We start from the raw sequence: 12686 nt of genomic DNA on the forward strand, positions 1-12686 counted from the left end.
GGCCTCATGGCACGGTGGCGCACAACACTGCCATGATGGATCGCGATGACCTCCGATAACGCGCCAACGCCCCCGCCGGTGCCCGAGCCCGCTCGGGACGGTGATCCGTCGCGGCCCACCGATGGCCGCTCCGCTCGCGGCTCCGCCGGTCGGCGTTCGTCCGGTGCCCCGTTCGGCCGGTCGAAACCGCGGCAGGGACGGCCGTCGCAGGATGCGGCGGGCCCCGCGGAGGGCACCGATGCCGCGTCCGGGTCCAAGTTGCTGTTGTCCGCGCCGAAATTGCGCTGGGGCCTGCTCGCGGTCGCCGTCGGCGCGGTGACCGCGGCCATGGTGACGCTGTTCGTCACCGGCTTCGACAACGATTCCGGCCTGGAGGCGCACAACCCGGCCGTCGCCGTCCCGGCAGGCGCCGAGAAGACCTTCGGCACCGCCACCCGCGGCGACTGCCTCAGCTGGACCGCGCCCGACCGGTCCGATCTAGTCGAGGTCGACTGCGCCGACAAGCATATGTTCGAGGTCACCGCCGATATCGACCTGAGCAGGTATCCGGGCAAGGAATTCGGCCCCGGTTCACGCTTCCCGGATTCGCTGCGGTTCACCGAACTCAAAGAGGAGCACTGCGTCACCGCCGCGCAGCAGTACCTCGGCGGACAGTTCGATCCGCGCGGGCGCTTCGTCGTCGGCCTGATGTACCCGAGCCCGGAGGGCTGGGCCAAGACCGGAGATCGCAAGCTGCGCTGCGGTCTTCAGGCCGCTGGTCTGACCGGTGCGGCGTCCGCACCGCTGCCGACCACCGGAACCGTGCGGGACAACGATCAATCCAAGGTGTTCGCGCCCGGCGTCTGCCTGGGCATCAACCAGAACCTGCCCACCGATCCGGTCGACTGCACCCAGCCGCATGCGGTGGAGATCGTGGCGACCGTCGATCTCGGCACGCGCTTCCAGGGACCGCCGCCGCCGAAGGAGGAGCAGGACAAGTTCGTCGAGGGTGAATGTGCCCGGCTGTCCACCGACTACCTGGGTGGCCCGGATGTGCTGCGCAACAAGACCTTGACGCTGTTCTTCGACTACATCGATGCGCGCAGCTGGCTGGCGGGCAGCCGCAAGCTCGACTGCATGGTCGGCAAGGGCGCCGATCAGGAAGGGTTCGCACCGATCACCGGATCGGCCAAGGGCGACATCCTGATCAACGGCCAGGCTCCGGTTCCGCCGCCGAGCGACGGCCGCTACACCCCGCCGCCACTGCCCGGCGCCGCACCGCTGCCCGCGCAGCCGCGATAGGCGGTCGACGACGTCCATGCCGGTCGCCATGTCCGAGGACCGCTTCGAAGAGCTGGTCGCCGACGCCCTCGATCTCATTCCGCCCGAACTCGCCCGAGCCATCGACAATGTCGTGGTGCTGATCGAACCTCGCAATCCGGAGGATCCACATCTGCTCGGGCTGTATCACGGAATCGCGTTGACCGAGCGCGACAGTCAGTACGGTGGCGCGCTGCCGGATACGGTCACCATCTACCGAGATGCCCTGCTGGAGATATGCGCCGATGAGAACGAGGTGGTCGAGGAGGTGGCGATCACCGTGATCCACGAGATAGCACACTATTTCGGGATTGACGAAGACCGGCTCCATCAGCTGGGATGGGGCTAGCCTTAGCCCGAGCTGTATGCGAACCTATGGATGGGGGTTCGCATCCGGCAGATAAGACCGGAAGAAACTCTGGACTCGAGGGAACCGATCGCGGTGCTGTCGCGTCCAATGTACTCGTAGGGGGAATTCTCGTGGTTCCACCGAACAGCTACCACTAGAAGGAGTCGAGACATGATCGGCAACGTGCACGTCACACCGGAGATCATCCTCGCCGCGAGTGTCGAGCTGGATCTGCTCGCCGACCGTCTGGCAGGTGCGGCCGCTCTGGCAGGCCCGGCAACCCATGTCCTCCCCTCCGGCGCCGAGGAGGTGTCGCTGATGGCCGCCAACCACTTCAACCACGCGGCCTTCACCCACGACAGGTCGGTCGCACAGGCCATCCTCGAATTGCACCACGCCGCCGCGATCCTGCGTACCCAGCTCGCGCAGTACCTGGCCGAGGACGCCACATCCGCTGGCATCGTCACGCTCACCGGCGCGCCGTTCACTTCGATCGTCGCCTAGCCGACCGCTGATCCGGCTCCGAGCTTCACACAAGGGGAGAATCCAATCATGACCGCAGGAATCACCGGGGTGTTCTGGCTGCCCCGCATGGCCGAGTTCAACTCCGTCGCGCTCAACGCGGGCGCGCACGCCGTTCCGATCTCCGCCGCCGCCACCTCGTGGGGGACGCTGACCGGCGCCTGGGTGGACGCGACCGCGACCGTCACGCGGGTGATGGCCGAGGTCGGCCTCGGCTTGCAGAGCATCAACGGCATCGGCGCGCTGGCCCGGCTCGGCGCCTTCACCGCCTGGGCCGGACAGCAGAGCGTCATGGCCGCCACGATGGGCAGCAAGGCCGCCGCCAACGCCACTGCCTACACCGTCGCCTCGCTCGCCATGCCGAGCCTGCCCGAGATCATCGCGACCAATACCGCCGTCGCCGTATCCGCCAACCCGGCCGGTGCGATGTCGGGTGCGTTCGAGGCGGCCGAAATCGCCAAGCACGCCATGGACATTCGCGCCGCACTGGTGATGGAAACCTACGAGGCCGCGACCACCGCGACCGTCGTCACTCCCGGTGAGTTCATCAACCCGCCGCCGATCGCCAACGGTGCCGGTTCCGCCGATGCCGCCGCCAATGCCGATCAGGCCTTCCAGAGCGGCAGCGGCGATCCGGTGCAGACCGCACTCGCCGCCGCCGGTGCGGTGGTGCAGAACCCGGCGATCAGCAGTGCGGTCACCCAGGTCGCGAATGTGGCCGGTTCGGTGGCCACCAGTGGTGTGAGCACCGTCGGCAACCTGGGCGCCAATGCCATCGCCGCCGTCACCAGCTCGGGTGCGCCCGGCGCCTCGGCCATGGCGCCGATGGGCATCGCGACCGGTGGCGCCGCAGCCGCCGCGGGCGCGTCCACGCGCGCCGCCGGTATGGGTGCCTCCGTCGGCATGGGCGGCAACAGCACGTTCAAGGTGCCGGAGGGCTGGGGCGCGCCGCCGGTCGGCAGCGGTGCTGGTGCCGCCGCTCCGGTCACCGAGGTCGCCGTCGCGCGTACCGAATCGGCCGCGCCGATCCGTCCCGCCAACAGTGGTCCAACCAGTCCGCTGATGGGTCGCGGTACGGCCAACTCCGAGGACGACGAGTCCGAGCACAATGGCGCCGATTACCTGCGGGCCGACCACTTCACCGACGGCCGCCTCGCCGCCGACGGTGTCATCGGTGGCGATCCCGCCGGAACGGCCAAATGACGGTACTCGGTGCCGGTCGCGGCCCGGCGACGCTCGGCGCCGTCACGCTGTCGCTCGACGAAATGCAGTTCCTGCTGGAACATTTGCAGATCGACGAGGTTCCCGTCGTGTTGAACGCGATCGGGCGCTACGACAACGAGACGGCGCACGATGCGGCGCTGGCCGTGGCCGCCCAGTCGCTCACCGAACGGGAACTGCTCGACGGTGAGGTCGTGCACCCGGAACTCGCCGATCGGCTGCGCGGACTGTACCGCCCGCACTGGGTGATCGCGCTGCGGTTGGTCGTCGCCGGTCAGGTGAGCCGGATGTGTCTGTCGAAGGGCGACGATCTGGTGACCGTCGCCCTCCGCGGGCCCACGTCCTACGTGATCGACGAGGCCGACGAAGATCTGCCCGGCCCGGTCCTGTCGGCGCTCGGCCCCGCGGAGGGGCTCGAGCTCACCGGCATGAACGCGCCGACCGAGCAGCTGCTGCCGATCTTCGAGGATCTCGGTGACGCGGCGGCCACCACCGCCCGCCTCAGCGAGGTGTGCAATCCGCCGCGCGATGCGCAGGTACTCGCCTCGGCGCTGGTGCATCTCGAATCGCATGCCGAGATCGTCGGTGTGGTCTACGGCGACGGCACCCGCGAAATCGCCGACAACCATATCGCCGTCTACAACACCCGCGCCGGTCGCTTCATCGCGACGGCCAGCATGTCCGACGACGGCGTCAAATGGACCTCGTTCAGCAGCGGCAACAATGCCCGCTTGCGTACGGCGCTCCTGGATCTGATCAATTCCCTGCCGGAACGCGAGGATTTTCCGGGTAATCCGGCCCTGGCCTGATCGACCGATCCGTCAATCCATCCGCGCACCGCGCCCGGTCACGCCACACGACCGGGCGCGGTGTCGTTTCGCGGCCCTGTCCTCGGCCCCAGGTGTCCGCCCACCCGCCGACTCCGGCAGGCAGCGACCGCGGGCCCGACAGGGAAGACACGGCATCGTTTTCGGGTACCGACAGCCGAATGGACCGCGATATCGATTCGGCACGACAAGGATTCGGATCCGACCGTCGACTCGGATGCGAGTTCGACCCGCTCAGCCGTCGAGTCGGGCACGCACCGATTCGGCCCACGTCCGTCGAGTCGCGCACGCCCGATTCGGTTGGACGCGAACAGATCCGACTGCGCCGCTCAGCCCATCGGGTCGTCGGCGCCGAGCGCGGGAGCGCGGCCGAACGGTGGGGTGTAGCGGCCCCAGCGCACGCACTCCCAGGTGCCGTCCTGGCGCGGGGCCAGTTCGATGGTCTCGGTGTTGTCGAGATGGTTGTCGATGGTGAACGGCGGTGCGACGCCGGTGAGGGTTCGCGCCACCAAACGCATGGCGGCACCGTGGTTCACCAGCAGCACATCACCGGCGTCCGCGCCCGCCAGATAGCCGTCGCGCAGATCGGTGATCGCGGGCAGGAATCGGTCGAGCACCTCCTGCCCGGACTCCCCGCCGGGCAGACGCTGCGCCAATTCCCCCTCGTGCCAGGACCGGTAGACCCGCAGGAACAGCTCATGCGCCTCCTGGCTGTTCTCCCCCTCCAGATCACCGACCTGCACCTCGTGCACACCGTCGAGCACCCCGGCCGATACGCCCGTCGCGCCCTCGATGAAACCCGCGGTCTGCCGGGCCCGCAATGCCTGCGATGACAGCAGCAGTCGCGGCGGGATGGTCAGCCGCGAGCCGAAGGTCTTGGCCTGCGCCGCACCGCGTTGGGTGAGGGGCAGGCCGGGCAGGCTGGTATCGAGGATGCGCGCGACATTGCCCTCGGTCTCACCGTGCCGCACCAGAATCAGTTTGCCGGTCACAGGTCGGCAACCCCCTTTCGCAATCGGTCCAGCCATTGCGCGGACTCCTCGTCCGATGGCGGCGGCGTCCCGGTCGCCGAGGTGGCGGGCCAGGAGCCGAGGTACCGGATCCGGGCCGTACGGTGCAGCGCCTTGAGCGCCTCGGCGACAGCCGTATCGTCGATATGGCCGACGCAGTCCAGATAGAACCGGTAGGTGCCCATTCCCGTTCGGGTCGGCCGCGATTCGATACGGGTCAAATCGATACCGCGGGTGGAGAATTCGCCGAACGCCCGCATGAGCGCGCCGGGTTCGTTCGGTAGTTCGAGTACGAGGGAGGTGCGGTCGGCGCCGGTGGGCCGCGGCGCCACGCGCGGGGTGGTGACCAGGACGAACCGGGTGATCGCGTCCTCGTGGTCGGCCACGCCTTCGGCCAGCGCCACCAGGCCGAGGCGCTGTCCGGCCAGGGTGGTGGATACCGCGGCGTCGGCGTGTCCGGCGAGCACGTCCTCGGCGGCGGCCGCATTGGAGGCCGATACGTAGCGCGCAGCATCGGGGAGGTTGCGCTCGAGCCAGAGCCGCACCTGCGCGGCGGCGACCGGATAGGCCGCCACCGACCGCACATCGGCGAGCGTGGTCCCGGCACGGGCGAGAATCGCGAAGCTCACCTCGAGTTCGGTCTCGGCGATGATCTGGAGCCGCGGCCCGACGGCCAGCGAATCCAGCGTTGCCGGGATGGAGCCCTCCACCGAACTCTCGATCGGCACCACCGCGCCGTCGACCTCGCCGGAACGGATCAGGTCGAGCGCCGCGCCCTGGCTCGGCGCGGCGATCCGCTCGACCGGCCCGTCGAAGGACCCCGAGGTTTCGAGTTCGGCGAGGGCCATCTCGGTGAAGGTTCCCGAGGGCCCGAAATACGCTATTCGCGGCACGCCTACGAGATTACTTGCGTTGTCCGGCGCGCCCCGCCGACTTCCCGAGGTAGGGAACGGCCGGGCTATCAGTCGGCGACCGGGCGCAGCATCGCCCCGAGCGCCTGCGTGAGCTGATCCGGACGCTCGGATTCGATGGCGAGCAACACCCCGCGCACCGCTTCGACCGCCTGCGGGTTCAGGCCGGTGAGGAAGGCGGTATCGGGTGTGGTCAGCGCGGTGCGGATGTCCTCACCGCACAGTGCGGCGGCGGTGCCCGCGACGATGGCGAGCGCACGGTCGGGGTCGGCGGTCCGTGCGATCAGACCGGTGTCGGAATGGGCGGCCGCGGCGAGGATATCGGCGATCTCGGCGATCTCGGCCGCCGATTCGATCACCCGGCCCGCGGGCGCCGCACCGGGCGCGACGACGAGGCCGTCGACCAGGTTTCGCCGTGCAGGCACCGTCAACGCGACCAGGACCGGCTCGCTGCTCATGACATTCAACTTACCCATCGGCCGCACACAGGTGTTGCGGACATCCCCAGGTTCGCTTAGGTTAGGTTAACCTAATTGAGCAGATGTGAAGTGGGGCACGGCTCACCCAGTGGAGGTTTTGTATGCCGGAGACGATCAGCGCACCGACGACCGCCGAGCGGGTCCGTAGCGCGTGTGCGCATGCCGAGTATTCGGTGCTGGCGCTGCCCGGCACCGATCCCATCTCCACCTCGGTACATCATCTGCGCGAATGCGGTGACGCGGTGATCGCCGTCCCGCGCGACAGCGCCGCCGCCCATGCCGCCGCCTCCGGTACCGCGGGCGCGCCCGCCGTCCTCGAACTCACCGATCACGCCCCGCTTCCGCTGCGTGAACCGGTGCGCGCACTGGTGTGGCTGCGTGGCTGGGTGCGGGCGGTCCCCGCACAGGCACAGCGTGCGCTGGCCACCGAGGTGGCCAAGGAGAACCCCGATCCGGCACTGCTCGACGTCGGCCACACCGCCACCCTGCTGCGGCTGGTGATCAACTCGGCCGTGGTCGCCGACTCCACCGGTGCCGAATCGGTGTGCGCCGAGGAGCTGCGCATGGCTCGGCCCGATCCGTTCTGCACCATGGAATCGGCCTGGCTGCAACATATGGACGCCGACCACGCCGATGTCGTCGCCCAGCTGGCCAGGCATCTGCCGCCGCGGTTGCAGCGCGGCAGGGTGCATCCGCTGGCCATCGACCGCTACGGGCTCACCCTGCGGGTCGAGGGCACCGACGGCGACCACGACTTCCGGCTGCCGTTCGCCACCCCGGCCGACGACGTCGAATCCCTGAGCCGGGCGGTACGAATCCTGGCCGGTTGCCCCTTCCTCAACGGCCTACGCCGCATCTGAGACCACCCTCCTGGCCGCCGGGCAATAGATTCGGCCCATGCGCGATGACGTCGGCCGGGCGGGCACCGGTGAGCTGACCGATCGAGAACGGACCGGTATCCGGCTCGAGATCCTGGTGGTTCTCGGCGTCACCTTCGGGTTGAGCGGGCTCAACGCCGCCTTGTCGCTGGTGGAGAGCGCGCTCGAGCCCGGAGGGGTCGGCGAGCAGACCGTCGCGCTCAATGCGTCGCGCTCGGCGCAGTCGATCATCGACCTGCTGTTCCAGCTACTCGGAGTACTGCGACTGACAGCGTGGGCCGCACTCGGGCTGTACCTGCTGTGGCGCAGCAGTATCGGACCGCGCGCCATCGGCCTGGCCCGCTTGCGGTGGCGGCCTGACGGTCTGCACGGTCTGGTGCTCGCCGCGGTGATCGGCCTGCCCGGACTCGCGCTGTATCTGATCGCGCACGCGGCGGGCGTCAGCGTGACGATCGTGCCGAGCGCACTGGACGAACACTGGTGGCGGCTGCCCACCCTGATCCTGTCCGCCTGCGCGAACTCCGCCGCCGAAGAGATCATCGTGGTGGCCTATCTGATCACCCGCCTGCGTGCGCTCGGCTGGTCGGAGAACCGTTCGCTGCTCGCCTCGGCGCTGCTGCGCGGCAGCTACCACCTCTACCAGGGCCTCGGCGGTGGGCTCGGCAATATCGTGATGGGCGTGGTCTTCGGCCGATACTGGCAGCGCACGGGCCGACTGTGGCCGCTGGTGATCGCCCATGCGGTGATCGACGCGGTCGCCTATACCGGGTACACGGTGCTGCGTGGACGAGTCGGTTGGCTGCCGTGAGCGACGCCGCGGACGTCCGGCGCAGCCGGTTGCGAACACCCGCCCGTGAGCGATGACACCGGCGTTTCGGCGCGCCGTCGGGTAACACAGCGGGCCGAAGTGGGTAAGTAGAGTTCAACATGATGAACGGCGACGACCCACGGAGGCGCCGGGTCCCGCCGCAGGGCGCACCCGGCCGACCGGACGCGCGACCAGGCGAACCGGGGCGTCCCGCCGAACCCGGTATGCGCCGTCCGAGGCCAGGTGAGCCCGAGCCCGGCAGGCGGCCCGCACCGGACGAACATCGCCCCCGACCAGACCCCGGCGCCTACCGCCCGGATGCCAGGCCCACCGAACGCGGCGGATATCCCGCGGGTGAGCCGGGCGCGCGGCGGCCAGGACCCGGCGGTCCCGGTCCTCGTCAGGACGGATACGGCGGCAGGCCCGGTGAGCCCGCCCCGGCAGCCGACCGGCCCGCGCCTCGACGTCCGGGCGCCGAAGGCCCGCGTGGCTTCGAAGCAGACCGATATCGCGACAACCCGGCAGGACGCCCCGGCGAACCGGTCATGCGACGGCCCGAAGGCGGTCAAGGGTTACACAAGAACGGTCCCGGTGCACAGGGACCGCGGCATATCGAGCCGACCCAGGTCCTGCATCGCGACGGCCGTGAGCACGCACCGCCGCTGGCCTGGTCCGAGGTACCCACCCACCGACAGCCGCCGCCTCCCCCGCGCGACGGTGCGACCTTGCGCGAGACGGTCGCCTCCCCCGATCCGGCGTACGCCCCACCCCGGCAGACGGCGCCACCGCGCGATGCCACCCACGCGCCCACGCAGAAACCCGTCCCGTTCCGCGAGGACGAGCCCCCGCGCAGGCGACGTGGCGATGTTCCCCCGCCGCCGCCGAGCCGTCCCCCGCGCGGTGGTGGCCGGGCCCCGCGACCGCCGCGCCCCAAGCGCAAACGGCATATCTTCCGGTGGATTCTGGTCATGCTCGTGGTGTTCGCACTGCTGATCGTGACCGCCGTCATCCAGCTCGATCGCACCTTGAGCCGCATCGACGCATTGGCCGACTACACCGATCGCGTCGGAGACACTCCGGGAACCAACTGGTTGCTCGTCGGCTCGGACAGCAGATCGGGGCTGTCGGCAGATCAGGAGCAAGGTCTCGCCACCGGCGGCGACGTCGGGCCGGAGCGCACCGACACCATCATCCTCGTGCATGTCCCGCCCTCGGGCCGGACGACGCTGGTGAGCCTGCCGCGCGACTCCTACGTCAGCATTCCCGGCTACGGCCAGGACAAGCTCAACGCGTCGTTCGCCTTCGGCGGCCCCCAGCTGCTGGTGCAGTCGGTGGAGATCGCCACCGGCCTGCACATCGACCACTACGCGCAGATCGGATTCGCGGGATTCGCCGGTGTGGTGGACGCGCTCGGCGGAATCGACGTCTGTGTACCGCAACCCATCGACGATCCGCTCGCCGGTATCAACCTCGCCGCGGGTTGCCAGCGCCTCGACGGTCCGCAGGCGCTGGGTTTCGTACGCAGCCGCGCGACCGCGCTCGCCGATATCGACCGGATGAACAACCAGCGGTTGTTCCTGTCCGCGCTGCTGGAACAGGCCACGAGTCCGAGCACGCTGGCCAATCCGTTCAAGCTCTGGCCGATGGCCCGTGACACCGCGAAATCGCTCACCGTCGACAATGGCGATCATATCTGGGATCTGGCCCGGCTCGGCTGGGCGCTGCGCGGCGACACGCTGGCCACCACGGTGCCGATCGGCGGGTTCACCGACACCTCCAGCGGCAATGTGCTGCTGTGGGACCAGGCGAATGCGAGCCGCTTTTTCGAAGCGCTGGCTGCCGGCCGACCCATTCCGGAGGACCTGCGCGGCGAGTAACGTCGGACACATGCCCGACAACGATGTCGACCGGTCCTTCCCGGCCATGCTGCGCGATCAGATCAGGCACGGATTCACCGCGGGCCAGCAGTATCTGGCCGCCGCCGTCTACTTCGAAGCCGAACGGCTGCCCCAGCTGGCCCGACATTGTTACGGCCGCTCCGATGAGCATCGCGGGCATGCGCTGCGCATGGTGCAGCATCTGCTCGACCGCGATCTCGAGGTCACCGTCGGCGGCCTCGACGAGGTGCGGCCCACCTTCGAATCACCGCACACCGCAATAGCTTTCCTCTTGGCGCGGGAGCGGACACTGACCGATCAGATCGTCGAACTCGCGAAGGCCGCCCGCGCCTCGGGCGACTATCTGGGCGAGCAGTTCGTGCAGTGGTTCCTGGAGCAGCAGATGGACGAGGTCGCCGGGATGACCACTCTGCTGACCGTATTCGAGCGGGCCGCCGGCAACCTGTTCGATGTGGAGGAGTTCGCCGCGCGTGAACTGCGCACCACCCCCGCGCCGGTCGCCGGCTCGCTGCCGAAAATGGCTGGGACAGTGCGCAACTAAATTAGGAAACACTATCCTCAATAAGGGTGGACTTGGATGACAAGTGCGCTGACCAGCGTTAACGTCTGTGTCATGTCCAGCCATCCGGAAAGCCCGCGCAGCAAATTCCACAGCCTGCTCCACGATCAGATCCGGCATGAATTCAATGCCGAGCATCAGTACATCGCGATTGCGGTTTGGTTCGACAATGCCGACCTGCCGCAGTTGGCGAAACGCTTCTACGCTCAGGCCGTCGAGGAACGTAACCACGCGATGATGATCGTGCAGTACTTCCTCGATCGGGATATCAGCATCGAAATCGGTGGCATCGACGGCGCGAAATCGCATTTCGAGAATGCCCGCGAGCCCATCGCGCTGGCACTCGCGCAGGAGAAGACCGTCACCGACCAGATCATCCAGCTGGCGAGCACCGCCCGCGAAGAGGGCGATTACCTGGGCGAGCAGTTCATGCAGTGGTTCCTCAAGGAGCAGGTCGAGGAAGTCGCCAATATGAACACCCTGCTCACGATCGCCGATCGCGCCGGGTCGAACCTGTTCGATCTGGAGGAATTCATCGCCCGCGAGATGAGCGGCCCCAGCAATACTTCCGGTGCGCCGTCGGCGGCGGGTGGATCCGTGTAGTACGGCTCACCATTCGCCGAACGACGGCAGCCCCAGCACTTCGCGACGTGCTGGGGCTGCCGTATTTCGCACGGGTCAGCCCGCGCTGGCGCTCAGGGTGCTGATAAGCGTGGTCACAAGCTCGAGAATGGCGTCCATGATTTCCCTACTTTCCTCATCGGCCGGTGAGGTCTCCCTCACCTTCACCAGCTTTCGGTGATGCTGAGAAGGTAGCCCAGCCGAGATTAGAAAGGAGCGTATTTCACAAAATTACTCCACTGGAATTCTGCGCCGGAAACAGCGACGGCTCCGGGCCCGGCATATCGCCGGACACCGAAGCCGCCCTTCACGGTGTGGTTCAGCGCAGCGTGACCTGACGCGACCGCAGCCCGTCCCGCGAACGCCGCTCCTCCGCCGACAGCGGCGCGTCCGAGGCCAACGCCTCGGCCAGCCGGGCCCCGAACTCGATCGCGGGCGCCGCCCACTCGCTCGCATGACGCTCGGGGTCCAGATCGAACACCGGCACCAGCAGCCCGTGCGTGCGGAACGAACCCGCGAAACGCGAACCCTCACCCAGATGCAGACCGCCCGCGGCGTGCAGCCGGGCCAGCGCCAGCATCAGATCGTCCTCCGGCTCCGGGCGCACCCAGCGCACATGCGCCTTCTCGCCCGCGTCGACCCACCAGGCCGCGCCGATCGCGTCGGCGCCGAGATCGAGCCGATCCGAGGGCATGATGGCCTGTTTGGCCTGCTCGATGGTCGCGGCGACCTGCGGATCGGGCTCCACACCTTCGGGCACCCACCAGTCGAAATCCTGATGCACCGTCAGCTCGAGAGCAGCGCCCGGATCGATGACATCGGCCAACGCCGGTCCACCCTCGACGCTCTCGGCCGCGGGCAGCGATTCGCCCGGTTCGGCCGACTGGGTCCACAGGATGGCGGCGGCGATATCGGCGGCCGGGTTCTCGCCCTCGGCCTGCACCTGCACGCCGACATAGCCGGTCGGCTCGTCACCGGCGCGCACCAGCGCGGCGACCGCACCGGGTAGCACGGTGGCGAGTACGACCGAACGTTCGGCCGCGGCACCGGGCGACAGCTTCAACGTGGCGGTCGCCGAAGGCACGAACTCGCGCAACGCGACGAGATCGCATTCGGCGGCCAGACCCTCGAACGGGCGCGTGACGGCCTTGGCGGCCTGTTCCTGCGCGGCCCGCCGTTCGGCCAGACGCTGGGCCCGGTTCCCGCCGGGCTTCGGACTGTTGCGCTTGCTCTTACCCACGGCTGGTCAAACTACACCCATCCTCCGCGCGTCACGCCTTCGTTCAGGTGGGCGCGCCGCCTCA

The 12686-nt window shown here is 68.7% G+C and carries 14 protein-coding genes; 10 read left to right on the top strand and 4 right to left on the bottom strand.

The window, feature by feature from the left end; translation table 11 throughout:
* Nucleotides 1–45 precede the first annotated feature (45 nt).
* The 5 genes from QH168_RS26165 (at nt 46) to QH168_RS26185 (ending at nt 4200) form a co-directional block, all read left to right on the top strand.
* Nucleotides 46–1281 carry a septum formation family protein gene (locus QH168_RS26165; protein ID WP_280468538.1) on the top strand — a complete coding sequence of 412 codons (1236 nt, stop codon included), beginning with the start codon at nt 46–48 and terminating at the stop codon, nt 1279–1281.
* Between the two features lie 16 nt (nt 1282–1297).
* Nucleotides 1298–1648 carry a metallopeptidase family protein gene (locus QH168_RS26170; RefSeq protein ID WP_280468540.1) on the top strand — a complete coding sequence of 117 codons (351 nt, stop codon included), beginning with the start codon at nt 1298–1300 and terminating at the stop codon, nt 1646–1648.
* A 171-nt stretch (nt 1649–1819) separates the two neighbouring features.
* Complete coding sequence (locus QH168_RS26175; RefSeq protein WP_280468542.1) at nt 1820–2152, top strand: PE family protein; 333 nt, start codon at nt 1820–1822, stop codon at nt 2150–2152.
* A gap of 48 nt (nt 2153–2200) precedes the next feature.
* Entirely contained in the window at nt 2201–3373 is a 1173-nt protein-coding gene (locus QH168_RS26180) for a PPE family protein (protein WP_280468543.1), read from the top strand.
* Entirely contained in the window at nt 3370–4200 is an 831-nt protein-coding gene (locus tag QH168_RS26185) for an ESX secretion-associated protein EspG (protein WP_280468544.1), read from the top strand. Before QH168_RS26180 ends, QH168_RS26185 begins: the two co-directional genes overlap by 4 nt.
* A gap of 347 nt (nt 4201–4547) precedes the next feature.
* Here the strand turns inward: QH168_RS26185 and QH168_RS26190 are convergent, their stop codons facing one another.
* From QH168_RS26190 to QH168_RS26200, 3 genes are all read right to left on the bottom strand, one after another.
* On the bottom strand, nt 4548–5210 hold the full coding sequence (locus tag QH168_RS26190) for a histidine phosphatase family protein (RefSeq protein WP_280468545.1): 663 nt from the start codon (nt 5208–5210) through the stop codon (nt 4548–4550).
* Nucleotides 5207–6121 carry a prephenate dehydratase gene (gene pheA / locus QH168_RS26195; protein ID WP_280468546.1) on the bottom strand — a complete coding sequence of 305 codons (915 nt, stop codon included), beginning with the start codon at nt 6119–6121 and terminating at the stop codon, nt 5207–5209. Before pheA ends, QH168_RS26190 begins: the two co-directional genes overlap by 4 nt.
* A 68-nt stretch (nt 6122–6189) precedes the next feature.
* Nucleotides 6190–6597, bottom strand: a complete 408-nt coding sequence (locus tag QH168_RS26200) for a hypothetical protein (RefSeq protein WP_280468548.1) — start codon at nt 6595–6597, stop codon at nt 6190–6192.
* 122 nt (nt 6598–6719) lie between these two features.
* Between QH168_RS26200 and QH168_RS26205 the strand changes: the two genes are divergently transcribed.
* The 5 genes from QH168_RS26205 (at nt 6720) to QH168_RS26225 (ending at nt 11364) form a co-directional block, all read left to right on the top strand.
* Nucleotides 6720–7478, top strand: a complete 759-nt coding sequence (locus QH168_RS26205; RefSeq protein WP_280468550.1) for a DUF2470 domain-containing protein — start codon at nt 6720–6722, stop codon at nt 7476–7478.
* Nucleotides 7479–7515: 37 nt separating this feature from the next.
* Entirely contained in the window at nt 7516–8304 is a 789-nt protein-coding gene (locus QH168_RS26210) for a CPBP family intramembrane glutamic endopeptidase (protein WP_280468552.1), read from the top strand.
* Between the two features lie 545 nt (nt 8305–8849).
* On the top strand, nt 8850–10181 hold the full coding sequence (locus QH168_RS26215; protein WP_432421185.1) for an LCP family protein: 1332 nt from the start codon (nt 8850–8852) through the stop codon (nt 10179–10181).
* 10 nt (nt 10182–10191) lie between these two features.
* Complete coding sequence (locus QH168_RS26220; RefSeq protein ID WP_280468555.1) at nt 10192–10743, top strand: ferritin; 552 nt, start codon at nt 10192–10194, stop codon at nt 10741–10743.
* A gap of 72 nt (nt 10744–10815) precedes the next feature.
* On the top strand, nt 10816–11364 hold the full coding sequence (locus QH168_RS26225) for a ferritin (protein ID WP_280468557.1): 549 nt from the start codon (nt 10816–10818) through the stop codon (nt 11362–11364).
* A gap of 337 nt (nt 11365–11701) precedes the next feature.
* Here the strand turns inward: QH168_RS26225 and QH168_RS26230 are convergent, their stop codons facing one another.
* The gene (locus QH168_RS26230) at nt 11702–12622 is read right to left on the bottom strand and encodes a DUF5926 family protein (protein WP_280468558.1); all 921 of its coding nucleotides are present in this window, start codon (nt 12620–12622) and stop codon (nt 11702–11704) included.
* Nucleotides 12623–12686 lie beyond the last annotated feature (64 nt).

The sequence above is a fragment of the Nocardia cyriacigeorgica genome (genome assembly GCF_029868385.1).
GTDB lineage: Bacteria > Actinomycetota > Actinomycetes > Mycobacteriales > Mycobacteriaceae > Nocardia > Nocardia cyriacigeorgica_F.

Bases quoted from the DNA above. Each gene is read 5' to 3' on its own strand.
- QH168_RS26215 (WP_432421185.1), top strand. From the start codon at position 8,850: ATGCGACGGCCCGAAGGCGGTCAAGGGTTACACAAGAACGGTCCCGGT.
- QH168_RS26175 (WP_280468542.1), top strand. From the start codon at position 1,820: ATGATCGGCAACGTGCACGTCACACCGGAGATCATCCTCGCCGCGAGT.
- QH168_RS26200 (WP_280468548.1), bottom strand. From the start codon at position 6,597: ATGAGCAGCGAGCCGGTCCTGGTCGCGTTGACGGTGCCTGCACGGCGA.
- QH168_RS26170 (WP_280468540.1), top strand. From the start codon at position 1,298: ATGCCGGTCGCCATGTCCGAGGACCGCTTCGAAGAGCTGGTCGCCGAC.
- QH168_RS26225 (WP_280468557.1), top strand. From the start codon at position 10,816: ATGTCCAGCCATCCGGAAAGCCCGCGCAGCAAATTCCACAGCCTGCTC.
- QH168_RS26185 (WP_280468544.1), top strand. From the start codon at position 3,370: ATGACGGTACTCGGTGCCGGTCGCGGCCCGGCGACGCTCGGCGCCGTC.
- QH168_RS26205 (WP_280468550.1), top strand. From the start codon at position 6,720: ATGCCGGAGACGATCAGCGCACCGACGACCGCCGAGCGGGTCCGTAGC.
- QH168_RS26220 (WP_280468555.1), top strand. From the start codon at position 10,192: ATGCCCGACAACGATGTCGACCGGTCCTTCCCGGCCATGCTGCGCGAT.
- QH168_RS26180 (WP_280468543.1), top strand. From the start codon at position 2,201: ATGACCGCAGGAATCACCGGGGTGTTCTGGCTGCCCCGCATGGCCGAG.
- QH168_RS26165 (WP_280468538.1), top strand. From the start codon at position 46: ATGACCTCCGATAACGCGCCAACGCCCCCGCCGGTGCCCGAGCCCGCT.
- QH168_RS26210 (WP_280468552.1), top strand. From the start codon at position 7,516: ATGCGCGATGACGTCGGCCGGGCGGGCACCGGTGAGCTGACCGATCGA.